Source organism: Gilvimarinus sp. 2_MG-2023, from assembly GCF_030547685.1.
Taxonomy (GTDB): Bacteria; Pseudomonadota; Gammaproteobacteria; order Pseudomonadales; family Cellvibrionaceae; genus Gilvimarinus.
This window is the reverse complement of sequence record NZ_JAUOQM010000020.1, coordinates 1-26704: the sequence shown is the minus strand read 5'-3', so window position 1 is coordinate 26704 and position 26704 is coordinate 1. Positions and strand designations below refer to the sequence as shown.

The window sequence follows — 26704 nt, the reverse complement described above, 5'->3', positions numbered from 1 at the left end:
AACAGTGCGCCTAACTCGAAGAGTTGCTTATGCAAATTAAACTGGCTAATCCACGAGGCTTTTGCGCCGGCGTTGATCGTGCGATTGATATCGTCAATCGTGCCCTCGATGTTTTTGGTGCGCCCATATATGTGCGCCATGAGGTAGTGCACAACCGCTATGTGGTGGATGATCTGCGCGAGCGCGGTGCAGTGTTTGTCGAAGAATTACACGAAGTGCCGGACGACGTTATTGTTATCTTTAGTGCGCACGGAGTTTCGCAAGCCGTGCGCAATGAGGCCGACCAACGCCAGCTCAAGGTGTTCGATGCCACTTGTCCCCTAGTGACTAAGGTGCATATGGAGGTGACCAGCTTCGCCCGCGATGGGCGAGAGTGTATTTTAATTGGTCACCAGGGTCATCCAGAGGTGGAAGGCACCATGGGCCAGTACGATGCCAGTCAGGGTGGGAAGATTTATCTGGTGGAAAATGAGCAAGATGTAGAGCGATTGAAGGTTGCAGATCCTGAGCATCTGGCTTATGTCACTCAAACCACTTTATCCATGGATGATACGGCTAAAATCATTGCTGCACTGCGGCAAACTTTCCCCAATATTGAGGGGCCGCGCAAAGACGATATTTGTTACGCAACCACCAACCGGCAAGATGCCGTGCGTCAGTTGGCGTTAGAGTGCGACTTGGTTTTAGTGGTAGGTTCGCCCAATAGCTCCAATTCAAATCGGCTCCGCGAGTTGGCCGAGCGCTGTGGTGCCGAGGCTTACCTAGTTGACGGTCCGGAGCAAATTGATAGTAATTGGTTGGTCGGCAAGCGCCAAGTGGGGATTACTGCAGGGGCTTCGGCGCCAGAGACCTTGGTGCAGCAGGTCATTGCCACCTTGGTCCAGCATGGTGCGGACTCCCCACAAGAGGTGGACGGCATTCCGGAGACAATTCAATTTTCTTTGCCTAAAGCATTGCGCTAACACTCTTCGGGTTCCAGTTTCTCTTTGCGGACGCGGCCGCCGCGGGCAAGAATCAGTTTATAGCCTTCGCCGTCAGCCTCCGGGCAAATGGTCAGTGTTCCCGCTTGGAATCCTCCGCCGCGTTTTCCCGTCGCCCACCGGCTCTCACCGCTTCCTAGATAAGAGATATAATCAGCCACTGGCTGATTGCCCTCAATGGTGATCCCTTCTGGTATATCGCTCATTGATAATAGAATGGTCTCATCGTTGTCCGGCTCGCCGTTGTGGTTGTTGTCGTAGAAAATTTGCCAGCCTTGCTGCCACGTTGGATTGGCGCTCATACTGGCACGCTTATTGGCTTTAATGGCGTAGGAGCGGGTGATCTGAGTGGCTTCGAATAGGCTCCACATAGTGGTCTCAACCCGTAAATCCTGAATTAAACGCTGGAAGATGGGGGTGGCCAGTACGGCGAGAATAGCAAGAATGAGCAGCGTTATAATAGCTTCTATAAGAGTGAATCCATTGTGGTTCATGATGCCTCCCTGGCGTCTAATGCTTCTTGAGTGTCCGTTCAGACCGATTGCTTAACCGTATATCCTCTTCTCGTTATGTTGCAATTTAGCGTGTGCTAATTTAACGAACATAGTAATGGCAGAATTGTTTGTCAAATGTGCAATGGCTGGAGAATAAACTTTGAATCGGATACAACCTATGTGCCCTGAGAATGCTCAACCCCATCGCTCTTTGGGCTTTACGATTATCGAGTTAATGCTGACGGTTGCTGTGGTTGCTGTTTTGATTGCTTTAGCGGCCCCCAATATGAGCACTTTGCTGACAAATAACCGCTCGGAAGCGCTGAGTGAGGAGTTGACAAACGCTCTACAGATTACCCGCACTGAGGCTATTAAGCGTGGTGAGAGGGTCAGTATTTGCGCAGCCAATGCGGCTATGAGTGCATGTGGCGGCGCTTGGACGAACGGTTGGTTGATTGTGACGGATGATGCAGTTACTGACGGTGCTGGTGCGGTGGTCGTTGGCGATATTGTCGCCCAGTTTGACGCGCCTCACGGCGACAGTAGGATTGCAGCTGATAATGGCGGCGCTGTTAGTTTTGTTCGTTATACCAGTACCGGTGAGCTGGCCCGTATTGGCGGTAATAACAATACGACTCCGGTGACCTTTACGGTGCACGTCGATGGCTGCAAGGGTAGCAAGCAGCGCCAAATTAGTATTGGGGTGGCGGGAATGATGGATGTTAATAAAACCGAATGCCCGGAGGGTAGTTGAGCATGAGAAACCAGAAGTCGCAAAACGGGGTTGGTTTGATAGAAGTGCTGGTAACGGCGCTGATTCTCTCAACGGCCTTAATGGCCGTTGCCGCACTGCAAACCCGTTCATTGCAATATAACGGCAGTGCATATCTACGTTCTCAAGCTAATATTATCGCCTACGATATATTGGAGCAATTGCGCATATTATCTGACACGGGTTGGTTTGAGGTCGGCGGCGCGGTGGTTCAGCCCAACGTTGATCAGCTGGTTTCGGTATTGCCCGATGGTGAAGGTGACGTGGCATGTGCCGGTCGCACTTGTACTGTTTCGATCTCTTGGGCTGAGCCGGTCGAGGGAGATGATGAAGGTGACGCTGAAAAGGCAACGTTTGAATATGTATCACGGATTTAAAGGCCCTCACATGAAACGTCAAGTTGGTTTTTCGATTGTCGAGTTAATGGTTGCAATCACTTTAGGGATTGTACTAATGACAGGCGTGGTGCAGATGTTTGTCTCCAGTAAGTCGGTTTTTACCACTCAGCAGGGACTCTCGCGCTTGCAGGAAACGGGGCGTTTGGCCGTTGATTATTTGGCGCGAGATATTCGCCAGGCAGGGTACTTTGGCTGCGCCGATGTTACGGCTTGGAATTTAAAAAATTCATTAAACAATACTAATATGTATGGCAGTAATTTCAGTTTGGAAAATTCACTACGTGTTTATGCGGATAATGCTTTGCCCGCAGGGTTGGTGTTAGACCCCGCGCCTGTCGATGATACGCCTGTGTTGATTGTACAAACGGCCAATGAGCGCTCAGTGTCTGTTTCTCGAGTAAATACCGCGAACCAGGTATTTGTCGACCTGACTACCCCTCCAGGGGAAGATTGCCCAAGCGGCATTTGTGAAAACGATATAGTGGTCGCGGCGGACTGCGATAAAGCGATTATATTCCAGGCGACGGGTTTAGCAGAAATGGCGGGTGAGGTTGCGATTAGTCATGCCGCAGGGGCCGATCCTGGCAACGCTCGAACCGTTTGGGGCGGTGGGGATGCTCGGCAAGATACCATCGACGTTGGTGCTGAAGTGTTTAGTCTCAACAACGTTGTGTATTACATAGCCGAAGATGGCGATGGGGCTTTAGGCTTGTATCAAAAAGTGCAAAATAATCCGGCATTTCAATTGCTACGGGGAGTGGAAAATATTAATTATACCGTCGGCATTACTAATGACGATGACCCTCAGGCAGATGTGTTCCTGGACTACGATGCAGGTGTGGATTGGGGAAATGCCGTGGCTATCCGAATGGATGTTTTGGTTCAGACGCCCGATGATAATGCCACTGTAGATAAGCAAACCTATGATTTTGCAGGCGAAGAAGTAACAGCCGATGATAATCGTATACGGCAAGTATTTTCTACGACTGTGGGCGCTAGGCCCCGTTTGCCCTAATCGAATTGGAGACGCGTTATATGCGAAAAAACAATTTTTTTCAACAGCAAGGCGCCACATTAATTGTTGGGCTGATTATGGTCTTGGCTATTACCATTGTCGGTTTGTCGGCAGTGCGCGGCACGGCTCTGCAAGAGCAAATGGCCGGCAATATGCGGGATCGACAACTTGCATTCCAGGCCTCAGAGTCGGCACTGCGTCAAGCCGAGGCTAGCTTGATCGGGGGCGTTGCCACTGTACCCGTTGGGCTGCAGCAGGGGTTTATTGAATCGCTGGATAGTTCTAGCACTGCTTTTTGGCAAGACTACGATGTCAATTGGAAAGCCTTGGCGGCTACTTACGCAGAAGATCTGGCAAACGTTAGTGAACGACCAATGTTCGTGGTCGAAGAGGTGAGTTATTACGGTTCAGGGTTGGATGGTAATGCTAATGATTTTGCCAGCCTTATGAAGGCAGGAATGGATGTTCGTTATCGAGTGACATCACGCGCGGTGGGTGGGTCAACAGATGCACAAGTGATCGTGCAATCTACATATCGCAATGAAATTTAAATTACTCCCGTTAATGGTTTACGGAGGGAAATGACATGCACATGATTAAAAATGTAACAAAAATGTTTAAACGCCCGCATTGGCTAGTCGCGTTAGTGACTGGTCTGATGTCGCTTGGCAGTGTTCACAGTGTGCATGCCGTTCAGCTCGCACAGATGCCGCTGTTTTTGGCTCAGCCTGTCCGACCGATTGTCATGCTGAATATGTCGAATGATCATCAGTTGTTTTTTAAAGCGTACGATGATTATTCAGATTTGGACGAAGACGGTATTGTCGACACGACCTATAAGAACGACTACGACTACTACGGCTATTTTGACAGCGAAAAGTGTTATAGCTATTCCGGTGGTGTGTTTTCCGTTAGTGGTAATGCTTCGGGACATTATTGTTCAGGTAACTGGAGTGGCAACTTCATGAACTGGGCCACCATGACCCGGATGGATGCCGTTCGGAAAATTTTGTACGGTGGAAAACGACAAAAAGATTCTAAAACTGAAACCATCTTAGAGCGTGCTTTTCTACCTGAAGATGCCCATGCTTTTGCCAAATATTATAATGGTTCAGACTTGAATAAATTGACGCCTTACGGTTCCACCTCAGGCGTGGAAATGAGTGCAAATAGTGGTTTGACTTTATGTAATGTCACGCCTGCCGGGTCGGGTCAGTCGCAGGATATAACAGCGGCGCCTGCTATTTTAGTAGCCAAAGGCAATTACTCACTCTGGGCCAGTAATGAGCGGGATCAATGTGTTATCGGTCAAGGAAACAATGGTAATAGCAGTACTGCGTCGGGTATTTATGCTCATTCGTCTTCTCCTAATTCCGCCGATAAATACTCGGTACGGGTTAAAGTGTGCGCCAATGGTATATCGGCTACTAATAACGAAAGCTGTAAAGAATATGATGATGGCTCGTTAAAGCCCGTAGGGTTGCTGCAGAACTACGGAGAAGATGACGCCATTTGGTTTGGTTTAATGACAGGCTCTTACACCAAAAACAAGTCCGGCGGTGTGTTGCGAAAAAATGTAGCCAGTATGGCAGAAGAGGTTAACGCTAATGGTGTATTTGTTGTTCCGAGTAGCGGTGAAAGCATTGTAAAAACTTTAGATAGCCTGCGCATTGCACGTTACCAATACAGCGACGGACTTTATAATAACGCTGATAACTGCTCCTGGGGTAGGGGTAGTTTCAATAATGGTCAGTGTACCAACTGGGGCAACCCGCAATCGGAAATATACCTGGAATCATTGCGTTATTTGGCAGGGAAAACCGCTAATGGTGCGTTTGACACCGATGACAGTGGCATCATTTCAACGCTAAATAAGGTCGCCTGGGTCGACCCTGTCAATGAAGATAATTATTGTGCTCCCACTGCAGTGATGCAGTTTAACGCCTCGACCAGCTCTTATGATGGCGATGAACTGAGTAGTTTTTCTGATATTGCGCAAGGCGGCCAGACTTTAAATTCCCTTACCGATTATGTGGGCAGTGCTGAGGGGATTCATGGTGGTAGCTATTTTATTGGTGAGTCTGGGAGCGATCAAAACCAACTTTGCACCGCTAAAAAAGTCGATAGCTTATCAGCAGTGGCGGGTACGTGCCCAGACGCTCCTCGATTAGAGGGGAGTTATGCGATTGCAGGTTTAGCCTATCACGCCCGTGTTAATGGTATTGCTCCCGGGCAAGAAACGGTTCAAACCTTTGGTATTGCACTTGCACCAGCGGTGCCTAGCATAACAATACCTGTACCGAATTCAGCGGATGAGGTAACCCTGTTACCCGCTTGTCGCAACCGCACTCCCAGCCCCGATGGTAATTGTGCCATTGTGGATTTTAAAGTGGTTGAGCAAAATCATTCGAGTGCAATTCACACAGGTACCTTGTATGTAAACTGGGAAGACAGTGAGCAGGGTGGTGATTTTGACCAAGATATGTGGGGTATGATTGATTACCATGTGTCGAGTGATAAAGTGGCCATCACCACGCAAGTGGTAGCACAGTCAACTGGCAACCCAATGGGTTTTGGTTATGTTATTGGCGGGACTGATAAGGACGGCTTCCATGCTCATTCGGGGATTAATGGATTCGCTCGTGCGAGTGACTTCACCGATGGTTTAACCTGTGATGGTGAAGATACTAACTGTATTTGTCGTAATACAGGCGGCCAAGGTGCTTGTAACGCACCTGAAGCTGCTGCTACCACACAGGTGTTTACGTTGCAAACATCAGCCAGTGCTACGTTAGAGCAGCCGCTGTACTACGCCTCGCGCTGGGGCGGGTTTGATACTCAAGATGAAACCGGTAATGAGGTGACTGCACCGCCCGGTGACGATGCACCCACCTATTTCTACGCCACAGATCCACGTGCACTGGAAGAATCGCTTGAAACCGCACTGGAAACTTTCGCTCAGGCGGCAGGTTCTGCTAGTGCGGTTGCGACCAACTCTACCCGCCTGGGGACTGATTCGGTTGCCTACCAAGCGACATTTAATACCACCAGTTGGAGTGGTGACCTAATTGCTGCACCACTGGGAAATGTCGGCTTGGGTGATGTGATGTGGTCGGCTTCCAGTGCACTTCCATCAGCCGATACTCGTAACATTTGGACTCATGATGGTGCAAGTGCAGTGGAGTTCGAATGGGGTAAGCTCAGTGCTGACCAAAAATCTATTTTAAATGCGGCAGATGGCGCTGGCTCGGATCGGGTTGACTGGACACGCGGTAAAGAAGTGGTCGGCTTTAATGAGCGTGACCCTGACCAGCGTTTAGGGGACATCGTTAACTCTAACCCCAAGTATGCCGGTCTGGATAACTACGGTTACTCACGTATTGATGCCAATGGTGCAGACGACTACCAAGCATTTGCTGATAGTAAAAATAGTCGCACGGTCTTTGTCGGCGCTAATGATGGCATGTTGCACGCATTCGATGGACTAACTGGGCAGGAATTGTTTGCTTATATACCCTCTACAGTCTACGAGCAGTTGAAGCGTCGTACTGATGAAAATTATGGCTCTTCGTTCAACCCCCATCGTTTTTCTGTCGACGGTCAAATTTTTGTTGGTGATGCTTATGTAAATGGTAAGTGGCGAACTATATTGGTGGGCACACTCGGGGCCGGTGGCCAAGGTGTTTTTGGTTTGGATGTTACGGATCCAGCATCGTTTAATGCAGACAATGTGTTGTTTGAATATAACGAAAATAATGCACCTAAAATTGGCAATGTCACCAGTACACCGGTGGTGGCACCTATGCCGGATGGCAGCTGGGCCGTATTGGTGGGTAATGGCTATAACAGTCATGATGCCAATGCACGGTTGGTGGTGATCCCGCTTGATGGAAGTTTCACACCTCAATACATTGAAACGGGTGAAGGCAACGATAACGGCTTGAGTGAACCGGCCTTGTCGGTTGGAGCAGGCTTTTTACCTAACTACGCTTATGCGGGAGATCAAAAAGGTAATCTGTATAAGTTCGATCTTGAAAATTTGGATTTGGAATATAAGCTATTCGAGGCGGAAGATGACCAAGCTATCACGTCCTCACCTGTGCTGGGTTTAAATCCCTTCCGAAAATTCACTGACGGTACAGATGGTGTGATGGTTTATTTTGGCACAGGTAGTTACCAAGCTACGGGGGATTTGAGTGATCAGTCTCTGCAAAGCTTTTATGCAATTGCTGATACCGGGGCTCTCGTTGACCGTGATGCATTGTTCGAAAAAAAAATCCAGTCAGAAGTTAATTCTTCTCGCCAAGTCTATGAGGGCGATGGTCCCAATGGTGATGAGATAGACTGGGAGACTCACGAGGGTTGGGTTCTAGACTTCGATACGGTTTCCGGTGAGAGAGTGGTGGATAAGCCTATTCTTCTGTTTGATCGTGTTATTTTTCCAACCGTGGTACCAACCGATAGCCCTTGCGACTTTGGTGGTAACAGTTGGATTATGGCCTTGATCGGTGTAGGTGGTCTGTATTCATCTTACTCGCCTTTCTCGGAGGGTGAAGATGATACAGACCCTCAAGAGGGCATTGAAAGTTCAACCTTAGCTAAATTGTCGCCACCTAATGACGCAGGAACCGGTGGCGGCGACCCTGTCCCTTGCGATGGTGGAACGTTTATTATTCAACAAAATAGTGATGGCAGCGTAGAGTTTATCTGCACGGGCGAGCCCAGTGTGACTCGCGGCCGTCAATCGTGGCGACAAGTTCAGTAGGGGGTAAGCATATGCAAAAAAATAAGGGTTTTACATTAATTGAAATGTTAATCGTGGTTGCTATTTTGGGGATCATCGGCGCTATTGCTTACCCCTCCTATTTAGATAGTGTGAGAAAAAGTAACCGAGCAGATGCCAAAGCCACATTAAATGATAGAGTGCAGCAAATGCATAGGTGCTACAGTCGGGATTTTGATTTTACTGACTGTAGTACGGTAGGTACGGAAGATTCTGCCGAAGGCTTGTATTCTATTACCGTGGCAATAGCTGATGGGGGGCAAAGTTTCGAGGCTACAGCCACCCCAAAATCTGGAACTCCTCAAGAGAAGGACTCAGACTGTCAAGAGTTTAGTATTAATAACTTAGGCGAAAAAGATGCATCGCCAGATTCAGCTGGGCGGTGTTGGTGACAGTTGTTTGAGAAGAATAGGCCCCAATGGCCTATTCTTGATCTAGCCCAAGTTTTTGCAGTCGATAACGCAAAGAGCGAAAGCTAATCCCTAAGCATTTCGCTGTTTGTGTTTTATTCCAGCGACACTGTTCTAGTGTTTTACACAAAATTTCTTTTTCAACTTCTTCTAAATATTCAACTAAGCTGTCAAATTCTTTGCAGCGCAGGTAGTAATAGCTATTTTCTGTGTTTGTACTGGATAAGGTTTGAGTGTCAGTTTTGTTGATGTTTTGAATGTTTTCGGGAAGCTGGAGGTCAGCCACTTCGATTTCAGTTTCTTCGCACAGGGTGTAGGCTCGTTCAAGAATATTCTCAAGTTCACGTACATTTCCAGGGAATGGGTACTGGCAAAGGGCTGTCATTGCAGACTTGGCTAGTTTCGGCTGTGGGCCAATGCTGCCTTGCGAGATTTTGTTTAATAAATGTTCGGCGAGTTGTGGGATATCTTCAGTGCGCTGCCTGAGGGACGGCACTTTAAGCTGAATAACATTAATCCGGTAAAATAAATCCTGCCGAAAGTTTCCTTGGGCTACTTCCTCTTGTAAATTTTTATGGGTGGCACACAGGACTCTAACATTTGTTTTTATTTCCTCGGAAGCGCCTACCGGCCGAACGGACTTTTCTTGTATCGCTCGCAATAGTTTTACTTGCATGTCCAAAGGAAGGTCCGCCACCTCATCGAAGAATAAAGTGCCCCCTTTGGCTGTTTGGAAAAGTCCTAGTTTGTCCTGGTGAGCGCCAGTGAAGCTACCTTTTGCATGTCCAAAAAGTTCGCTTTCTAGTAATTCCTTGGGAATTGCCCCGCAATTAACCGCAACAAAAGGGGCATTGTGTCTAGGGCCCTGTTGGTGAATGGAGCGCGCCACCAACTCTTTTCCCGCTCCAGATTCGCCGCTGATATAAACGGGGGCTTGCGAGCGCGCCAGCTTTTCGATTCGGCTGTTAAGTTGGAGCATGGTGTGAGACTCCCCAGTTAATAGGGAACTGGGGGGCGTATTTTTTTGCTCAAGCTGATTGGTCTGAATGGCAGTGTTGACAAGATTGCGCAGAGTGGCTAAATCAACGGGCTTAGAGATAAAATCGAAGGCGCCTGCCTTCATTGATTCTATGGCGATATCAATGTTGCCGTGGGCTGTGATAACAGCACAGGGTAATTTTGGTTGATGTTGCTGGATATGCTCTACAATCTCCAAGCCATTGCCGTCAGGTAGGCGCATATCAGTTAAACAAATCGAAAACTCTCTTTCACTTAGTAATCGTTTAGCTTGAGAGACACACTCTACACTAAAAGTCTCAATGTGCATCCTGCCTAAAGTGATTTCGAGTAGCTCTCGAATATCAGGCTCATCATCGACAATAAGCGCGGTTTTTGCGTGCGTCATTTTTGTTCCTTTTTCGGGTGAGCAAATAAAATAGTAAATTGGCTTCCGGTGTTGTCACTGTTTTGATAGTCAATATACGCTTGATTGGCTTCGCACAACTCTTTACAGATAAATAGCCCAAGACCAGAGCCGGTGTTTTCGGTAGTGAAGAATGGCTCAAAAATATTCTTTTGATGATGTTGAGGAATTCCCGGACCGTTATCAATAATTTTTAGAAAGGGGGCTTCGCGACCAGTGCTAATTCCGGTGATAAGTTGAATCGATGGAGAGTCTGGGCTGGTTTTTACGTAGCGAATCGCATTGTCGAGTAGATTAGACACAACCTGATGGAGCTGCGATGGATCAAATGGGGCGAATAGTGAGCTGTGTTGGTGTCTGGTGATTACTAAGGGGGACGAGTGACCCAACTCATTAACGAATTTATCCGTCCATGCAATAAGATCGATGTTGGTCGGCTCAGCGCTCCTGCGCCGAGAAACCTGCAGAATGTTTTCTATAATTTGATTGACGCGTATTGTGTGAGTCTTGATTATTTCCAATAAACGCTTGTCCGATACGTCTATCTGTTCAGATTCATCCAATAATTCACTGGCGTGTGATATAGCGCTTAAAGGGTTGCGAATCTCGTGAGCAATACTGGCAGTTAGTCTACCTAGGGATGCCAGTTTTAATTGCTGCGCCTGTTGGGTGATGGCTCGATTGTCCTCTATAAAGACTAAAGTGTCTTCTTCTTTGCCCAGTTCAAGCTGGGCCAAGCTTATTTTCAATTCGTAGGCAGATTTCTCATTTTGGATGACAGCACTGGCCGGTGGTGTGCTGGATTTTTGTCGCCATTGGGTGAGTTGCTGTTTAATGGAGGGTAAGCTGTCAAGGTTGGCTGAACGGTCTTTATGGTTTTGAATGCCCAGTAAGGATTGAGCAGCGTCATTGATAAGTTCAATTTCGTCTTCTTTATTAAGAACCAGTATGCCCGTACGCATTCGCTCAACAATCAGTCGTGCGAGTTTTTGCAGGTGCGCGACATGTTGTGTTTGTTGTTTAAGTTCGGCCGTACTTCGACGGATTTTTCCTGTGACATACTGGAAGGCAAGTGCAGTCAGAAAAATTAGAGCGCCGAGAGCGCCTGCTGAGAAGAGCGATTTAGTATCAATGCCTGATATTACGTGGTGAGCAATGCTTTCGCCAATAAGGGCAATGGTCGCCAAAGCGGCCATAAATATGGCTAGTTGTGCAGGGAGCAACATACCCGCAGCGGCTACGGAGACTACCATTAAGTAACCTAAGCCGCTTGTGGCGCCGCCGCTTGAGTACATCAGTAGCGTGATGGCGAGGATATCGGATAGCAGGGCAAACACCCGAGACTGCAGGGTTGGTGTCCGCTTGTTGCGCCAGACGGCCAACAAAGAGATAGCACTTATACAGGTGTATACCCAGGTGGTGGTGGAGAAAACGAGCCCGTTTTCACTGCCCAATACGTTCGTTAAAAGGTTGCTGTTGTATATAAGCAGCATAATGCAGCCGAGTAAAACCCGGTAATAGGTATATACCCGCAGTAGTTGGTAGGGGTCGTAGCCCTGCTCAAAAATCGAATGCTGCGTTTTCATCTGGGTTTATGGATGCCTGCTGTTTAAAGGATTCAATTATGCTTAAGGGAGTATTGTACAGTATCGCTTAGTTTTGCTTAATGGCCCGTTTTCTAGGAAAATATCCCCGACTTTACCAGCGGAGCAACCATGGCAAACCTAACAATCGCCTTAGGGCAAATTAATACACTTGTGGGCGATATTCCAGGCAATACCCAGCGTGTGCTTGAGGCTGCCCGCCGAGCCTACACACAAAACTGTGCAGACGCGATTTTATTTCCTGAGTTGACGCTTACAGGTTACCCGCCCGAAGACTTATTATTGCGCCCAAGCCTACAGTTGCGCATTGAGCGCGCCTTACAAGCGCTTGCTGCGGCCCAATTGCCTATAACATTGATCGTGGGATACCCCAAGGCTACCGAAGCCGGCGTCTTTAATATGGCAGGTGTTATAGAAAGTGGCCACCTGATTGCTGAGTACGCTAAGCAGCATCTTCCTAATTATCAGGTATTTGATGAGATGCGTTACTTTGTGGCGGGTGATCGACCTTGTGTGTTTGAGCTTAAAGGCACCAAAGCGGCACTGACGATTTGCGAAGATATTTGGCAGGAGCAGCCAATGCTGCAAGCTCGCGAGGCGGGCGCTGAAATCATGCTAAACCTTAATGCCTCGCCTTTTCATCAGGGTAAGTCCGGTGAGCGCGAAGCGTTATTGGCCGAGCGTGCTCGTCAGGGGCAGATGCCCATCGTGTATACCAATTTAGTTGGGGGGCAAGATGAGTTGGTCTTTGATGGTGCATCCATGGTGGTGGATAAAAATGGTCAACTTTGTCTGCGATCAAAAGCATTTACCGAGTCCCTTGATACTTGTGAGATAACTCGCAATTCCGATGGTTTAGTGATTAAGCCGCAGCAGCCACTCACGCCCGCCATGGAGCGGTTGGATGTTGTGTACCAAGCGTTGGTATTGGGGCTGCGCGATTATGTGGAAAAAAACCGGTTTCGCGGTGTGGTTTTAGGTTTATCAGGTGGTATAGATTCGGCATTGACTCTGGCCATTGCTGTCGATGCGCTGGGGGCGGATCGTGTGGAAGCGGTGATGATGCCATTTCGCTATACATCGGATATGAGTAAAGACGATGCCGCCGATGAAGCTGAGCGATTAGGTGTGCGCTACCAGTCGATCAGCATTGAACCTATGTATGATTCGTTTATGGAGGCTTTGGCGCCGGAGTTTGCTGGAATGTCTGCCGATACGACAGAGGAGAACTTACAAGCCCGCTGTCGCGGAGTGTTGCTGATGGCTATTTCTAATAAAAAGGGCTTTTTGGTGTTAACTACAGGCAATAAAAGTGAGTTGGCCGTCGGTTATTCCACGCTTTACGGGGATATGGCGGGTGGTTTTGATGTACTGAAAGATGTCCCTAAAACTCAGGTATTTGCCCTGGCTCGCCATCGCAATAGTCTATCGTCGGTGATCCCGGACAATGTCCTAACGCGACCGCCATCGGCAGAGCTGGCGCCAGACCAAAAAGATGAAGACTCTCTGCCTGCCTATGATGTTCTCGATGAAATATTGGCTTTGTATGTGGAGCGCGATTACAGCGCCGACCAGATTGTCGCCCAAGGGTTTAATGAGGATGACGTACGGCAGGTAATACGTCTGGTAGATCTTAATGAGTATAAACGGCGCCAAAGCCCCATCGGGCCTAGAGTTACTGCTCGCGGATTTGGTCGCGATCGGCGCTACCCGATCACCTCTGGTTGGCGTCCAGGGGAATAGTCGTTAGGTGGTTAGAAGTTGATTAAAGGTGCGCGCGAGTCCGACAAAGCCCAGTGAGCTTTGTCGGACTTTAATTATTGAGAGACGCGAGGAGTATCTTGGTATTGCGGGGCGTAATAGCGTCTCGAATCAAAGCCTCGTGGGTCGCGTTTATCAAACAAGCCGAAAGTCGCTTTGCTTATCCAGCTGCGGTCTTCGATATCGCCATGCTGGAAGTCGAAATCCCCCTCATTGTTAAAAGCGGGGTGGTCCGGGTAATTTAATCTCAGTACTGCCAGTGTTCTATCCGATAACTCGTCCATGCCGAGCAAGTGATAACCCTGTACAATCACCGCCAGCGCATCAGGCACCGCAGGGGTCTCTTGGAAGTTTTCAAGTACGTACTGACCGCGATTAATCGAGGCGAGATAAGCGCCGCGTTTAAAATAATAATTGGCGACGTGAATTTCGTAGCGCGCTAAACGGTTGCGCAGGTAGAGCATACGCTTTTTGGCATCTTCGGCATAGGTGCTGTCAGGGTACCGGTTAAGTAGCTGAGTAAAATGCCCGAGAGATTCGCGAGCCGCTCCTGGGTCGCGTTGGGTTTGGTCAAGCGGCATAACGGTCGACAGGAAGTTTTCATCCTTACTGTATGTGCTCAAGCCCTTCATGTAATAGGCGTAATCGACATTGCGGTGTTGCGGGTGCAGTCGAATAAAGCGGTCAGCCGCAGCGATAGCGGCGTCTGGGTCACCAGATTTGTAATAGGCGAAGATAATTTCCAGCTGTGCCTGCTCGGCGTACTTGCCAAAAGGGAAGTGCTCTTCAATCAGTTGTAAAGAGCTGATTGCGCTCTCCCAGCGACTGTTTTGGAGGTGCTGAATAGCCCTGTCGTAAACGTCGGCCTCGGACGTTAGGTCCTGCCTTTCACCGGTGGAAGAACAGGCGCTGAGTAGCATAAGGGCACCACTCAGAAAAAAAACTAGAGCTCGCATAGGGTTACAACTCACAATTCGTTATCATTTAGCCTTGTAGATAGGCTACCGGGCCCACGCCTCGTTAGGGATAGGGTGCGCCAACCCGCTATTTAAACACAGTCGGAGGTTAAGCCAAAGCTGCCGCCGCAATAGAGAATGCTTAAATGACAACCATCATAGAACTCTCGGCTCTGGTTCCACAGGAGTGTCGGGGGCAGCGCTTTGACCAAATCGCTGCGAACTTGTTCCCCGATTATTCACGCGCTCGCTTGCAAGGGTGGATAAAAGCCGGCGAGCTCACCGTTAATGGGGCCGCGGCCAAGGCAAAAGACAAATTGTTTGGCGGTGAGTCTCTGGTGTTAAAGGCTGAGCTGGAAAGCGAACAAAGCTGGCAGGCAGAAAATATTGAGTTAGATATTGTCCACGAGGACGATCATTTGATGGTGATCAATAAGCCGGCAGGCTTGGTGGTGCACCCTGCTGCGGGAAACTATACTGGCACCATGGTCAATGCGCTCCTGCATCATGCACCGCAAATGGCAGAGTTACCACGTGCAGGCATTGTGCACCGGCTCGATAAAGACACTACTGGGTTAATGATGGTGGCTAAAACCTTGGCGGCACACCACAATTTAGTCAGTCAGCTGCAAGCGCGCACCGTCAGCCGGGAATATGAAGCGGTTGCTATAGGCCAGTTTACCGGGCCGGGCAAAGTCAATGCGCCGATTGGCAGGCACCCAAAGCAGCGCAAGCAGATGGCAGTGGTGCCCCACAGCGGAAAGCCGGCGGTGACTCATTACAGTGTGCTTCAGCGTTATACTCGACATGCCCACCTGCGGTTAAAGTTAGAGACGGGGCGAACGCACCAAATTCGAGTGCATATGGCGCATATTAACCATCCATTGGTCGGAGATCCGGTATACGGAGGTCGCTTTAAACGCCCGGCGGGTATTAGTCCGCATCTGGCAGATGTTCTGCGGCAGTTTTCACGGCAAGCCTTACATGCCGCTGAGTTGGGCTTAGTTCATCCTGCGACAGGAGAGTATCGGCAATGGAGTGCACCCTTACCGCTTGATATGCAAACGTTACTGACAGAGCTGGAGCAAGATCATGAGTCGTGAGACAGACTTTATTATCCCCGAGTGGCCAGCACCCACCACCGTTCGCGCCCTAACCAGCACACGTTTGGGCGGTGCTAGCCGGGGGGGGTATGCAAGCAATAATCTCGCCCTCCATGTGGGGGATGATGAATCATTGGTACGCGAAAATCGGCAGCGTTTAGTCGAGGATAAGTTGATTCCGCGAGCCCCCCAGTGGCTGGAGCAAGTGCATGGCGACAAAGTCGTTGAGGCTTCGGCCGATGGCTGGGTGCAAACTGCCGACGCTTGTTTTACTCGTCAGCGCGAGTTGCCCTGTGCCGTACTGACGGCGGATTGCTTGCCGATTTTGTTGTGCAATACGGCGGGTACGCAAGTGGCTGCTGTGCATGCAGGTTGGCGTTCGCTGGCTGCCGGTATTGTTCGTAAAACCTTGGCGACTTTTTCTGACGATACCCCAGAGCTAATGGCTTGGCTTGGGCCTGCTATTGGGCCGGCTCAGTTCGAGGTGGGGGTGGATGTACTGGAGGCCTTTTTTGCCTCCGCTATTGATGACCAGCACGCTGATATGATCGCTGGCGCGTTTACTGCCGGCCAAAAGCCTATGCGGTTTATGGCCGATCTTTACGCCTTGGCCCGTGCTGAGTTAAACGGCGCTGGAGTGGATCGAATATTCGGCGGAGATTTTTGCACCTACGAGCAAGGTGATCGCTTTTACTCTTTTCGCCGTGATGGTAAAGGCTCTGGGCGTATGGCTTCTATTATTTGGCTGGCAGTTTAAACCGGCTACAGGGCAATATAAAAATAACCAGGGCGCCACGAGTCTTGATTTATAAGCCACAAGCCCTTATCTATTTAATAGTACTTCTGGTAAAGAGATAAACGGCGACCATGCCGCTTGCCAATGCCGCTTTAGTGTGAGGAAAGACTATGCGCATCGATCGTTTCACCAACCAATTACAATTGGCCTTATCAGACGCCCAGTCGGCTGCGGTGGGTCGTGACCACAGTCAGCTGGAACCGGTGCACCTAATGCTGGCCATGCTGGATCAGCAAGGCGGCACTGTACAGCCGTTACTCATGCAAGCTGGGTTCGATGTTAAGGGATTGCGCAATGAGCTCAATAAATCCCTCGATCGGTTGGCGCGAGTGCAATCCCCAGATGGCGATGTGCGCATGTCGCAAGATTTGGCTCGCCTGTTAAATCTGGCCGATCGTCACGCTCAAAAAGCCGGTGATAAATTCGTCTCTAGCGAGTCCCTGTTATTGTCAGCAATGGAAGACGGTACCAGCGAGCTGGGGAGGCTGCTCGGTGAGTCTGGAAATACCAAACGATTAAAGCAGGCGGTCGAGTCCGTTCGCGGTGGTGAAACTGTTGATGATGCCGATGCCGAGGGTAATCGCCAATCGCTGGATAAATTCACTGTCGATTTAACCGCGCGAGCCGAGGCCGGAAAACTGGACCCAGTGATTGGTCGCGACGATGAAATCCGCCGCACCGTACAAGTTTTACAGCGCCGCACCAAAAACAACCCGGTTCTGATCGGCGAGCCGGGTGTGGGTAAAACCGCGATCGTCGAGGGCCTGGCACAGCGGATTGTGAACGGTGAAGTACCTGAAGGGCTTAAAAACAAGCGCTTGCTGTCGCTCGACTTAGGCTCACTCTTGGCCGGCGCAAAGTTCCGTGGTGATTTTGAAGAGCGGTTAAAGTCCGTGCTTAATGAACTCGCCAAGCAAGAAGGGCGTGTCATATTATTTGTGGATGAGTTGCACACCATGGTCGGTGCCGGTAAGGCCGAGGGCGCGATGGATGCCGGGAACATGCTCAAACCGGCCTTGGCGCGGGGCGAGCTGCATTGCGTAGGGGCCACAACCTTGGATGAATACCGCCAATTTATTGAAAAAGACGCCGCGCTCGAGCGTCGTTTTCAAAAAGTCTTGGTTGACGAGCCCTCGGAGGCGGACACTATCGCGATATTGCGTGGACTAAAAGAGCGCTATGAGTTGCATCACGGGGTCGATATAACCGACTCGGCGATTATTGCCGCCGCTAAATTATCACAGCGCTACATCACCGATCGGCAATTGCCTGATAAAGCCATTGATCTTATCGATGAGGCGGGTAGCCGCATTCGCATGGAAATCGACTCCAAGCCAGAAGAGATGGACAAGCTTGAGCGCCGATTAATACAGCTCAAAATCGAGCGTGAAGCCGTCAAAAAAGATGAAGACGAGCCCAGTCGCAAACGGCTGGCAAAAATTGAGGCAGACATTGACGATTTAGAGCGCAAGTATTCTGAGCTAGAAGAGGTATGGCGCACTGAGAAAGCGGCTTTACACGGCTCGCAAGAAATAAAAAGTAGTTTGGAGCAAGCTCGCCTCGACTTAGAAGCCGCTCGCCGGGCCGGTGACTTGGGGCGTATGTCGGAGTTGCAATACGGCATTATTCCCGAGTTGGAGCGACAGTTGGATATGGCCAGCCAGGTCGACATGATGGAAATGAAACTGCTGCGCAACCGTGTGGGTGAAGAAGAAATCGCCGAGGTTGTCTCCAAGTGGACGGGCATCCCCGTGGCCAAAATGTTGGAAGGGGAGCGAGAGAAACTATTGCAAATGGAGGCCGCGCTGCACAAGCGAGTCATTGGGCAGGAAGAGGCCGTGGTGGCCGTTGCCAATGCCGTACGGCGTTCACGAGCGGGCTTGTCGGATGAGAATCGCCCCAACGGCTCTTTCTTGTTCTTGGGGCCAACCGGCGTGGGTAAAACCGAGTTGTGCAAAACGCTGGCCTCTTTCTTGTTTGATACCGAAGAGGCGATGGTGCGCATTGATATGTCTGAGTTTATGGAGAAGCACTCTGTGGCGCGCTTAATAGGTGCCCCGCCCGGTTACGTCGGTTATGAAGAGGGCGGTTATCTCACCGAAGCGGTGCGCCGCAAACCCTACTCGGTGCTCCTGCTCGATGAAATCGAAAAAGCGCACCCTGACGTGTTTAATATACTGTTGCAAGTATTGGACGATGGCCGCCTAACCGATGGCCAGGGCCGCACTGTAGATTTTCGCAATACCGTGGTGGTGATGACCTCTAACCTAGGGTCGGACCGCATTCAGGACTTAGCCGAAGATAAGTCTTTCGACACCGTTAGCTTCGACGCCAATGGCGAGTTGGCCGACTCCACCAATAATGAAAATCGCTATGCCGCAATGAAAGATGCGGTGATGGAAGTGGTGGGGCAGCATTTTCGCCCCGAGTTCATTAACCGAGTCGATGAGGCCGTGGTTTTCCATCCGCTGGCCAAAAACCAGATTCGTGGTATTACCGATATCCAAATCGCTCAGCTGGCTAAGCGCTTGGCGGAGAAAGATATGACGTTGGAGCTCAGTGCGCAGGCCATGGATCAGCTGGCCGATGCGGGATATGACCCAGTCTATGGTGCTCGGCCATTAAAAAGGGCGATTCAACAGCAAATCGAAAACCCGTTAGCGCAAGACATTTTGGCCGGTAAGTTTGCCGCTGGCGATGTGATTGAGGCGGTTCTGGAAGGCGGTCGGATACAGTTTCAGGTCAAGCTTAAACACTGATGTGCTTACGCGGGCCGCTCAAGCGGCCCGTATGCCACCTTAGCAGGCTTCGTTTATCGCTTTTTGAGCTGCTTCCAGGCGAGTTTTCTTCTCATCTTCACCTAAAAACCGAAAGCTGCCGTCTTCGGTGCTTTCTCGAACGCGTCCGCCGCGGCTTAAGATCTCGGCATTTTTTCGAGCTTTTGCGCAGCGCTCAGGGTCTTTCTTTGATTCCGCTTCTGCGCTTGCACTCTCAGGGGTTCCCGAATTGGTGCTGTTCTCGGGGCTGGAGTGCTGGTAATTAACCGGTTCACTGTGGCCCGTTTTGGGCGTAATGGCCGTGCTCTGGGAGTTATTGGGGGGGCGAGTGCCGTAGTGTGTCGTCCCGTCTTCATCGACCCATTTATAAAAAGTGTCGGCGGCGTGTGTGGTGTTTGCCCCTAAAATTAGAAGCGTACACGCTAATCCTAAGCGCCAGTTACGTTTTAGCATGAGATCATCCTATTATGCTGTATCAACGTCCTCACTATAACGCTAAATGTCAGTGGACGCGAAAGTTTGATTCCGATTCTGTGAAAAGTGTGTCGCAGGCGGAGTTAAAAGCGTGGATAAACGCTGCAAAATCTTGACTTTATAGCATATGTTGAGACAATACACAGTCTCGCTAGATGGCGCGTGGAACCAGCCGATAACCTCGGCGCCTATCGCTACGCCCAGCAAGTCACCCGCTTGTTGAACCATCCGCACCGCGTAGGCGCATCCACCGATGGTGCCTACCCAAGAAACCGCATGAGCTACAAGCGCGTAACTTGGGGAATCCAGAATATTCAACAGCACCAGTGATCCGGCCTTGACTATCTCAAGGTTCGGGGTTGCTCATTGGTGCTTGAGTCCATGATTGAGACAAGCAGTTTAAAGGGGAAATGACGTGGAAATGCTATCAGGCGGCGATATGTTGATTCGCGCACTGCATGACGAAGGCGTTGAATACGTTTTCGGTTATCCAGGCGGTGCAGCGCTGCATATATATGACGCTATTTTCAGGCAACAAGAAGTTAAACATATATTGGTTCGCCACGAGCAAGCGGCTACTCATGCCGCCGATGCATACTCGCGTGCGACCGGCCAAGTGGGCACCGTTTTGGTAACCTCAGGTCCAGGGGCTACCAATGCCATTACCGGCATTGCCACTGCCTATATGGATTCTATTCCGATGGTGGTGATCTCAGGCCAGGTGGTTTCAGAGCGTATCGGTGAAGATGCCTTTCAGGAAACCGACATGGTTGGCGTATCGCGCCCTATCGTGAAACACAGCTTTATGGTGCGCGATCAGCGCGATATTCCTGAGATTGTGAAAAAGGCGTATTACATTGCCGCAACCGGCCGGCCGGGCCCGGTGGTGATTGATGTACCTAAAGATATCACCAATCCGTTTGATACCTTCCCTTATGAGTATCCGGAAAAGGTGAAAATCCGTTCTTACACGCCAGCGACTCGTGGCCACGCCGGGCAAATTAAAAAAGCTGTGCAGTTGCTTATTGAGGCAAAGCGCCCGGTGATTTACGCCGGTGGTGGTGTAGTGCAAGGCAATGGTTCGGAGTTGCTGACCGAGCTGGCGCGCAAATTGAATTACCCGGTGACCAATACTTTAATGGGCCTTGGGGCTTATCCGGGCACCGATCGTCAGTTTGTGGGTATGCTGGGTATGCACGGCACCTACGAGGCGAATATGGTTATGCATCACGCCGACGCCATTTTGGCCGTGGGCGCGCGTTTTGATGACCGGGTAACTAATGCGGTCAACAAATTCTGCCCTAACGCTAAGATCATTCATATTGATGTTGACCCGGCCTCTATATCGAAAACCGTTACCGCCGACATCCCCATTGTTGGGGCTGTGGATAGTGTATTGACCGATATGCTGGCGTTGGTGAACGAAAGTGACGAAGTTCCGGATGCTGGGGCGATTAAAAATTGGTGGCAGCAGATTGAAGAGTGGCGAGATAACCACGGCATCTATGTGGCACCGCGGTACCAGCAGGCCGAATCTGGCAAGATCATGCCGCAGGATGTGATTAAAACCTTGCATGAAGTGACCAAGGGCGATGCCTATGTCACCTCTGATGTGGGGCAGCATCAAATGTTTGCCGCGCAGTATTATTTATTTGATAAACCACGTCGTTGGATCAACTCCGGCGGTTTGGGCACCATGGGCTTTGGTTTGCCCGCCGCTATGGGGGCGCAAATGGCCGACCGCGATGCCGTTGTGGCCTGTGTAACCGGCGAAGGCAGCATTCAAATGTGTATTCAGGAGTTGGCAACCTGCACACAGTACCATTTGCCAATCAAAATCATCTGCCTGAATAACCAAGCGTTGGGTATGGTGAAGCAGTGGCAGGATATGCAGTACGGTAGTCGCTACTCTGAAAGCTTGTACGAAGACTCGCTGCCAGACTTTGTTAAGCTGGCTGAGGCGTACGGTCATGTGGGTATTCGTGTCACCAAAAAAGAAGAGCTCAAGGCGAAAATGGAAGAGTGCTTTGCAATGAAAGATCGCGTGGTGTTTATGGATATTGCGGTGGATAACTCCGAGCACGTCTATCCCATGCAAATCGCAGGCGCGTCTATGCGTGACATGTGGCTGAGCAAAACGGAGCGCACTTAATATGAGACGAATTATTTCAGTATTAATGGAAAACGAGCCGGGCTCATTGTCGCGCGTTGTTGGGTTATTTTCTCAGCGCGGCTATAACATTGAGTCGCTGACTGTTGCGCCCACAGAAGATGAAACCCTGTCGCGTTTAACGTTGACCACCATCGGTGACGATCACAAAATCGAGCAAATCACCAAGCACCTTAACAAGTTAATTGATGTGGTGAAATTGGTCGACTTAACCGAAGGCGCGCACATCGAACGTGAGGTTATGCTGATTAAAGTTAAGGCGGCCGGAGCTCAGCGCGCGGAAATTAAGCGTTGCGTGGACATCTTTCGCGGTCAAATAGTCGATGTCACTGCCAGCCTTTATATTATTCAGATTACCGGCACTTCCGATAAACTCGACGCCTTCTTGCAGGCGGTCGGTGACGCTTCCATTTTGGAGGTGGTACGTTCCGGCGTCTCGGGCATTGCCCGCGGCGAGAAAGTCTTAAGCTTGTAATTGGCTTGGTCGGGGCGGGAAGAGCGCTAAGCTTTTCCCGCCCTGCCAGTCGTCTCTTATCAACAAACTGTTAAGCCTTTCCCCAACCACAAAGCCGTCAAGCCGGCCCGTCCATTCACATCAAACTTGCGGTAAATAGAGGTCACATAGGAATGCACAGTTGTGTAGGCCAAGCCTAACTCGTCGGCGATCTCGCGCTCGCTGCTGTCGGTGAGTAATTGCTGCAGTACTCGGCGCTCGGTGGGGGTGATGGCCACGGCGCCAATATGCAAGCCATAAGACAGTGCCACCTGACGCTGGAACCAACTTAATCCGCGCAGTAGCGCCGCGGCTTGCTGGCAGTCGCTGCGGCAAAAAGGCGGTTGTGTACCCACCCGGTCAACCGTTATGTAGCACTCCATATCCTCATTGAGAGGCGTTACCACATACAGCCGATCCACCAACCCATTGTGTTCCTTTTGCGTTAAATAATAGTCACCTTGGTACCAAGTTTTATCCACAATATCATCTTGTAAATAGACTCTAAACTTGCCCGCCATACGCACCTGGGTTTGCAGCGATGGGTCTGGTCCCGTCTTATCAATTTCTTGCATTTTGTTTTTTATAAAGGCGTTGGTACTGGGCTTGCTATCCATTAGATGAGTAATACGCGGGCGCCAGCCCAGTAAAGGGTCGTTTGGCTCGTGCGCGTTTAAACGCAACGCGCCTATCCAGGATGCTGAAGTGCCCTCTACCAGTTGGCACAGCGACTCCAGTAAATAATCCAGCGCTTCGTCGCTCCTGGCCGCATCAAATTGTGCCAATTGATCCCATATTTGGCATATTTGCGGTGTGATCTGCAGTGAGTTAGGGGCGGTAGGCGGATCGGATTTCATGTTAAGTGTCTATTTGAGGTTGGGTGAATAAGCCAAATAGGCTGTTAAGTGAGCGATATACAAAGCCTTAAAAAGCGTAGTGCCTGTTATAGACCCTCTGTTTAGAGGTTACCGAACAACCTCGGTAATTGCGACAATTGCGCGTTTGATAACAGGTCTAATACTTTGTAGGGGATAGTACAGTGACTCAGTGCCACCACACTGCTTGGGAAGTGCGTAAATACAACTCACAAGTGCCGTCCAAAGCCACTATCAGTTGCGGGGTGCACCTGTCGTCGATGGCATTGCCAGTATCTATCGCTACGGCAACATGATGGGTATAAGTCAGCAGGGCCCAAATACCACTATGGTGTGGACATCTTACCAACGCTGGGCATGATGCGGTATAGCCCCGTTCCTCTATTGAACCTCAGCCCACAGGGCGGAGACGATTGGGCTTTTAAGGCGTTTTTCCAGTACACAAATTCCCGTGTCAAAAGGTCCCAAGTCTGGCTGGTCCGCCAATAAAGCGACACGGTCTTTTAGGGGGCTGTTTTCCAGTACGATATGCGGCACCAAGCCCACCCCAAAACCTAAACTCACCATGCTGACAATGGCTTCGTTGCCTTTTACTTCCGCGTAGATGTTGGGTGCAATTCCTTCAAGCTGGCACCACTGGTTAAAGCGTTCGCGGGCGAGCCCTTCTTCGGAGATGATCATTGGCAGTGTTTGCCAGTGTTCGCCGTCAGCTGCAGGGAGCAAGGATGAATCTTTAGGGCCAATAAAGCGCAGTGGCGAGCTGGCAATCGCTTTGAAGTTAATCTCTGCAGGCAGGGTGCTGGGGCGCGCCGCGATGGCGATATCTTCATAACCGCCGGTAACTCGTTCGATCGCTTGTGCGGGATCACCGGTGTGCAATTTAATATTAATACCGGGGTGGCGGGTTCGGAACTCGGCGAGAATTTCATACAAAAAGCTGTAGCTGGCCGTTACGGAACAATAAATACTGAGTTGACCGCGCAGGGTATGGGCGTCAGCCAGAATGGAGTCTTGAAAGGTTTCCCACTGTTGTAATGTTTCCCGGGCAAACTGCAAAAAACGATGGCCGGCTTCAGTAAGGGCAACGGAACGGTTGTTTCTGTCCATCAAGGCGGCTCCAAGCTCCTGTTCTAGCTGCTGAAGGTTGCGGCTCATGGTAGAGGGGCTGACGTGGCACTGCGCGGCTGCGCGGCCAAAGTGGCCGGTGGAGGCCAGCGAGAGAAAGAGCTTAAGTTTGTGTATGTCCATAGGTCTATTGTTGCATATTATGAAATATAAGGTTTTAAATATATCATTTTACGTAACAAGAAATATTGACTAAACTGCGCGCAATTCTTTCCATTCACTGATTACTAGGAGTCTGTTATGCAGGTTTACTACGATAAAGATTGCGATCTTTCCATTATCCAAGGCAAAAAAGTTGCCATCATCGGTTACGGTTCACAGGGTCACGCCCACGCTTGTAACCTGAACGACTCTGGCGTTAACGTCACTGTCGGTCTGCGTAAAGGCTCTTCTTCGGTTGCTAAAGCGCAAGCTCACGGCTTAAAAGTAAGCGAAGTAGCTGAAGCCGTTGCCGGCGCCGAAGTGGTTATGCTGCTGACTCCCGATGAATTCCAAGCTCAGCTATATAAAGAAGAGATTGAGCCAAACCTGAAAGAAGGCGCTACCTTGGCTTTCGCCCACGGCTTTGCAATCCACTACAACCAAATCGTGCCGCGCAAAGATCTGGACGTGATTATGGTTGCCCCTAAGGCGCCTGGCCACACCGTGCGTACCGAGTTTGTTCGCGGTGGCGGTATCCCTGATTTGATCGCGATTCAACAAGATGCCTCTGGCAAAGCTAAAGATGTAGCCTTGTCTTACGCCTCAGGTGTAGGTGGTGGTCGTACCGGTATTATCGAGACTACCTTTAAAGACGAAACCGAAACTGACCTGTTTGGTGAGCAAGCGGTTCTGTGTGGTGGTGCAGTTGAACTGGTTAAAATGGGCTTCGAAACCCTGACCGAAGCGGGTTACGCGCCCGAGATGGCTTACTTTGAGTGTCTGCACGAGCTGAAGCTGATCGTTGACTTGATGTACGAAGGCGGCATCGCCAACATGAACTACTCGATCTCGAACAATGCCGAGTACGGCGAGTACGTGACCGGCCCAGAAGTGATCAACGCTGAGTCACGCGAAGCCATGCGCAATGCACTTAAGCGCATTCAAAACGGTGAGTACGCCAAGATGTTTGTCGCCGAAGGTGCACACAACTACCCATCCATGACTGCTAACCGTCGCAACAACGCGGCTCACCCAATCGAGCAAGTGGGTGAGAAGCTGCGCGCCATGATGCCTTGGATCCAGGCTAACAAGATCGTCGACAAAGACAAAAACTAAGTCGCGTCCTGTTATTTTCGGAAGCGCCGCTTCTGGCCACAAACCCTTGCTTGCGCAGGGGTTTGTTGTTTTTGTGTTAGGCTAATGTTTTAAATGGGTAATATGAGGCTTTATGAGTCAGGAATCGGAAAAGTCAGTTGGCGAGCAAGAGGACGATAGCCTGCTTCCTTTCGACGAGCATGTCGAAGAGGTGCAAGAGGGCGATAAAAAAGTTCGGCATCGCGGCGTGTACTTACTGCCTAATTTATTTACTACAGCGGCCTTGTTTAGTGGCTTCTACGCCATTATTACAGCGACACAAGGTAAATTCGATGTGGCGGCTATCGCCATTTTCGTTGCGATGCTGCTAGATGGCATGGATGGCCGTGTGGCACGTCTGACCAACACTTCCAGCGCCTTTGGTGAGCAATACGATAGCTTGTCGGATATGGTGTCTTTCGGGCTGGCCCCTGCTTTGGTGATGTTTAACTGGGCCTTGGCGGATTTGGGTAAGTTTGGTTGGGCGGCGGCCTTTGGCTTTGCCGCTTGTGCTGCTTTGCGCTTGGCGCGGTTTAATACTCAGATTGGCAAGGTCGATAAAGGCGAATTTGTCGGGCTGGCAAGCCCCTCGGCGGCCGCGCTTATCGCCGCGACCGTCTGGACGGGGCACGATGTCGCAATGAATGTGCCCTTAGCGATACTGGCCGCCTTTATGACGGGGGTGGCTGCGCTCTTGATGGTGTCCAATGTCCGCTATACCAGCTTTAAGAATATTGATTTTCGTGGGCGCGTCCCATTTGTAAAAATGCTGGTTGTAGTGTTGATTTTTGTTGTCGTTAGTATTGATCCGCCCCGGGTATTGTTGGGGATGGCACTTATATATGCGGCATCTGGGCCGGCAATGTGGATTTGGCAGAGAAAATCCATACTTGTTCCGGCTAAAAGCACTGCAAACTCTGAGAAAGCGGGGGTTGTGGCGGATGAGGAACGGCATCCCCAGGGCCCTGCCTGAGTGTAATAGGGCTTGTTAGGGTAAAAAGGCGGCCGCAGGCCGCCTTT

23 protein-coding genes are annotated in these 26704 nt (G+C 50.2%); 16 read left to right on the top strand and 7 right to left on the bottom strand.

The features are described 5' to 3' along the window. Positions 1-29 precede the first annotated feature (29 nt). Positions 30-962: a 4-hydroxy-3-methylbut-2-enyl diphosphate reductase gene (gene ispH / locus Q4526_RS04095; protein ID WP_215975629.1), complete on the top strand. Its 933-nt coding sequence runs from the start codon at positions 30-32 to the stop codon at positions 960-962. On the opposite strand, the gene Q4526_RS04090 is transcribed toward ispH, so the two are convergent. Beyond that, complete coding sequence (locus Q4526_RS04090) at positions 959-1474, bottom strand: GspH/FimT family protein (protein WP_215975628.1); 516 nt, start codon at positions 1472-1474, stop codon at positions 959-961. The genes ispH and Q4526_RS04090 overlap by 4 nt on opposite strands. Positions 1475-1634: 160 nt before the next feature. Here Q4526_RS04090 and Q4526_RS04085 point away from each other — a divergent pair, with 160 nt between their 5' ends. The 6 genes from Q4526_RS04085 to Q4526_RS04060 are packed head-to-tail and all read left to right on the top strand — an operon-like array spanning position 1635 to position 8834. After that, positions 1635-2228, top strand: coding sequence for a GspH/FimT family pseudopilin (locus Q4526_RS04085; RefSeq protein WP_215975627.1), 594 nt, complete (start codon positions 1635-1637; stop codon positions 2226-2228). Between the two features lie 2 nt (positions 2229-2230). Further along, positions 2231-2623, top strand: a complete 393-nt coding sequence (gene pilV / locus Q4526_RS04080; RefSeq protein WP_215975626.1) for a type IV pilus modification protein PilV — start codon at positions 2231-2233, stop codon at positions 2621-2623. Positions 2624-2633: 10 nt separating this feature from the next. Next, positions 2634-3659 (top strand): PilW family protein, encoded by a 1026-nt coding sequence (locus Q4526_RS04075; protein ID WP_215975625.1) that lies wholly within the window; start codon positions 2634-2636, stop codon positions 3657-3659. A 20-nt stretch (positions 3660-3679) separates the two neighbouring features. After that, a complete protein-coding gene (locus Q4526_RS04070) occupies positions 3680-4210 on the top strand; it encodes a PilX N-terminal domain-containing pilus assembly protein (protein ID WP_215975624.1) in 531 nt (176 codons plus the stop codon). A gap of 35 nt (positions 4211-4245) precedes the next feature. Further along, a complete protein-coding gene (locus Q4526_RS04065; RefSeq protein ID WP_215975623.1) occupies positions 4246-8424 on the top strand; it encodes a pilus assembly protein in 4179 nt (1392 codons plus the stop codon). An 11-nt stretch (positions 8425-8435) separates the two neighbouring features. Then, the gene (locus Q4526_RS04060; protein ID WP_215975622.1) at positions 8436-8834 is read left to right on the top strand and encodes a type IV pilin protein; all 399 of its coding nucleotides are present in this window, start codon (positions 8436-8438) and stop codon (positions 8832-8834) included. Between the two features lie 31 nt (positions 8835-8865). Here Q4526_RS04060 and Q4526_RS04055 read toward each other — a convergent pair whose 3' ends face one another. Further along, a complete protein-coding gene (locus tag Q4526_RS04055; RefSeq protein ID WP_215975621.1) occupies positions 8866-10257 on the bottom strand; it encodes a sigma-54 dependent transcriptional regulator in 1392 nt (463 codons plus the stop codon). Next, entirely contained in the window at positions 10254-11861 is a 1608-nt protein-coding gene (locus Q4526_RS04050) for an ATP-binding protein (protein ID WP_215975620.1), read from the bottom strand. Before Q4526_RS04050 ends, Q4526_RS04055 begins: the two co-directional genes overlap by 4 nt. Before the next feature lie 129 nt (positions 11862-11990). On the opposite strand from Q4526_RS04050, the gene Q4526_RS04045 reads away from it, so the two are divergent. After that, positions 11991-13622, top strand: a complete 1632-nt coding sequence (locus Q4526_RS04045) for an NAD+ synthase (protein WP_215975619.1) — start codon at positions 11991-11993, stop codon at positions 13620-13622. Positions 13623-13696: 74 nt separating this feature from the next. On the opposite strand, the gene Q4526_RS04040 is transcribed toward Q4526_RS04045, so the two are convergent. Continuing rightward, positions 13697-14596 (bottom strand): outer membrane protein assembly factor BamD, encoded by a 900-nt coding sequence (locus Q4526_RS04040; RefSeq protein WP_215975618.1) that lies wholly within the window; start codon positions 14594-14596, stop codon positions 13697-13699. 146 nt (positions 14597-14742) lie between these two features. On the opposite strand from Q4526_RS04040, the gene rluD reads away from it, so the two are divergent. From rluD to clpB, 3 genes are all read left to right on the top strand, one after another. Continuing rightward, complete coding sequence (rluD, locus tag Q4526_RS04035; protein WP_215975617.1) at positions 14743-15699, top strand: 23S rRNA pseudouridine(1911/1915/1917) synthase RluD; 957 nt, start codon at positions 14743-14745, stop codon at positions 15697-15699. Further along, positions 15689-16456, top strand: a complete 768-nt coding sequence (pgeF, locus tag Q4526_RS04030) for a peptidoglycan editing factor PgeF (RefSeq protein ID WP_215975616.1) — start codon at positions 15689-15691, stop codon at positions 16454-16456. Before rluD ends, pgeF begins: the two co-directional genes overlap by 11 nt. A 149-nt stretch (positions 16457-16605) precedes the next feature. Then, positions 16606-19254, top strand: a complete 2649-nt coding sequence (gene clpB, locus Q4526_RS04025) for an ATP-dependent chaperone ClpB (protein ID WP_215975615.1) — start codon at positions 16606-16608, stop codon at positions 19252-19254. 39 nt (positions 19255-19293) lie between these two features. Here clpB and Q4526_RS04020 read toward each other — a convergent pair whose 3' ends face one another. Next, positions 19294-19725, bottom strand: coding sequence for a DUF4124 domain-containing protein (locus Q4526_RS04020; protein WP_215975614.1), 432 nt, complete (start codon positions 19723-19725; stop codon positions 19294-19296). A 183-nt stretch (positions 19726-19908) separates the two neighbouring features. Here Q4526_RS04020 and Q4526_RS04015 point away from each other — a divergent pair, with 183 nt between their 5' ends. The 3 genes from Q4526_RS04015 to ilvN all read left to right on the top strand — a co-directional run bounded on the left by Q4526_RS04015 (position 19909) and on the right by ilvN (position 22391). Continuing rightward, complete coding sequence (locus tag Q4526_RS04015; protein ID WP_215975613.1) at positions 19909-20076, top strand: hypothetical protein; 168 nt, start codon at positions 19909-19911, stop codon at positions 20074-20076. 85 nt (positions 20077-20161) lie between these two features. After that, a complete protein-coding gene (locus Q4526_RS04010) occupies positions 20162-21898 on the top strand; it encodes an acetolactate synthase 3 large subunit (RefSeq protein WP_215975612.1) in 1737 nt (578 codons plus the stop codon). A gap of 1 nt (position 21899) precedes the next feature. Continuing rightward, positions 21900-22391, top strand: a complete 492-nt coding sequence (gene ilvN / locus Q4526_RS04005; protein WP_215975611.1) for an acetolactate synthase small subunit — start codon at positions 21900-21902, stop codon at positions 22389-22391. Between the two features lie 59 nt (positions 22392-22450). On the opposite strand, the gene Q4526_RS04000 is transcribed toward ilvN, so the two are convergent. Next, the gene (locus tag Q4526_RS04000) at positions 22451-23266 is read right to left on the bottom strand and encodes a LuxR C-terminal-related transcriptional regulator (protein WP_215975610.1); all 816 of its coding nucleotides are present in this window, start codon (positions 23264-23266) and stop codon (positions 22451-22453) included. A gap of 399 nt (positions 23267-23665) precedes the next feature. Continuing rightward, positions 23666-24532, bottom strand: a complete 867-nt coding sequence (gene ilvY, locus Q4526_RS03995) for an HTH-type transcriptional activator IlvY (RefSeq protein ID WP_215975609.1) — start codon at positions 24530-24532, stop codon at positions 23666-23668. A gap of 117 nt (positions 24533-24649) precedes the next feature. Between ilvY and ilvC the strand changes: the two genes are divergently transcribed. Together ilvC and pssA are read left to right on the top strand one after the other, a co-directional pair. Further along, a complete protein-coding gene (gene ilvC / locus Q4526_RS03990) occupies positions 24650-25666 on the top strand; it encodes a ketol-acid reductoisomerase (protein ID WP_215975608.1) in 1017 nt (338 codons plus the stop codon). 112 nt (positions 25667-25778) lie between these two features. Further along, complete coding sequence (gene pssA, locus Q4526_RS03985) at positions 25779-26657, top strand: CDP-diacylglycerol--serine O-phosphatidyltransferase (protein ID WP_215975607.1); 879 nt, start codon at positions 25779-25781, stop codon at positions 26655-26657. Positions 26658-26704 lie beyond the last annotated feature (47 nt).

What these genes read in the sequence shown, in the direction of transcription:
- ispH (WP_215975629.1), top strand. Translation starts at nt 30, where the DNA reads ATGCAAATTAAACTGGCTAATCCACGAGGCTTTTGCGCCGGCGTTGAT.
- Q4526_RS04090 (WP_215975628.1), bottom strand. Translation starts at nt 1,474, where the DNA reads ATGAACCACAATGGATTCACTCTTATAGAAGCTATTATAACGCTGCTC.
- pilV (WP_215975626.1), top strand. Translation starts at nt 2,231, where the DNA reads ATGAGAAACCAGAAGTCGCAAAACGGGGTTGGTTTGATAGAAGTGCTG.
- Q4526_RS04075 (WP_215975625.1), top strand. Translation starts at nt 2,634, where the DNA reads ATGAAACGTCAAGTTGGTTTTTCGATTGTCGAGTTAATGGTTGCAATC.
- Q4526_RS04070 (WP_215975624.1), top strand. Translation starts at nt 3,680, where the DNA reads ATGCGAAAAAACAATTTTTTTCAACAGCAAGGCGCCACATTAATTGTT.
- Q4526_RS04065 (WP_215975623.1), top strand. Translation starts at nt 4,246, where the DNA reads ATGCACATGATTAAAAATGTAACAAAAATGTTTAAACGCCCGCATTGG.
- Q4526_RS04060 (WP_215975622.1), top strand. Translation starts at nt 8,436, where the DNA reads ATGCAAAAAAATAAGGGTTTTACATTAATTGAAATGTTAATCGTGGTT.
- Q4526_RS04055 (WP_215975621.1), bottom strand. Translation starts at nt 10,257, where the DNA reads ATGACGCACGCAAAAACCGCGCTTATTGTCGATGATGAGCCTGATATT.
- Q4526_RS04050 (WP_215975620.1), bottom strand. Translation starts at nt 11,861, where the DNA reads ATGAAAACGCAGCATTCGATTTTTGAGCAGGGCTACGACCCCTACCAA.
- Q4526_RS04045 (WP_215975619.1), top strand. Translation starts at nt 11,991, where the DNA reads ATGGCAAACCTAACAATCGCCTTAGGGCAAATTAATACACTTGTGGGC.
- Q4526_RS04040 (WP_215975618.1), bottom strand. Translation starts at nt 14,596, where the DNA reads ATGCGAGCTCTAGTTTTTTTTCTGAGTGGTGCCCTTATGCTACTCAGC.
- rluD (WP_215975617.1), top strand. Translation starts at nt 14,743, where the DNA reads ATGACAACCATCATAGAACTCTCGGCTCTGGTTCCACAGGAGTGTCGG.
- pgeF (WP_215975616.1), top strand. Translation starts at nt 15,689, where the DNA reads ATGAGTCGTGAGACAGACTTTATTATCCCCGAGTGGCCAGCACCCACC.
- clpB (WP_215975615.1), top strand. Translation starts at nt 16,606, where the DNA reads ATGCGCATCGATCGTTTCACCAACCAATTACAATTGGCCTTATCAGAC.
- Q4526_RS04020 (WP_215975614.1), bottom strand. Translation starts at nt 19,725, where the DNA reads ATGCTAAAACGTAACTGGCGCTTAGGATTAGCGTGTACGCTTCTAATT.
- ilvN (WP_215975611.1), top strand. Translation starts at nt 21,900, where the DNA reads ATGAGACGAATTATTTCAGTATTAATGGAAAACGAGCCGGGCTCATTG.
- Q4526_RS04000 (WP_215975610.1), bottom strand. Translation starts at nt 23,266, where the DNA reads ATGAAATCCGATCCGCCTACCGCCCCTAACTCACTGCAGATCACACCG.
- ilvY (WP_215975609.1), bottom strand. Translation starts at nt 24,532, where the DNA reads ATGGACATACACAAACTTAAGCTCTTTCTCTCGCTGGCCTCCACCGGC.
- ilvC (WP_215975608.1), top strand. Translation starts at nt 24,650, where the DNA reads ATGCAGGTTTACTACGATAAAGATTGCGATCTTTCCATTATCCAAGGC.
- pssA (WP_215975607.1), top strand. Translation starts at nt 25,779, where the DNA reads ATGAGTCAGGAATCGGAAAAGTCAGTTGGCGAGCAAGAGGACGATAGC.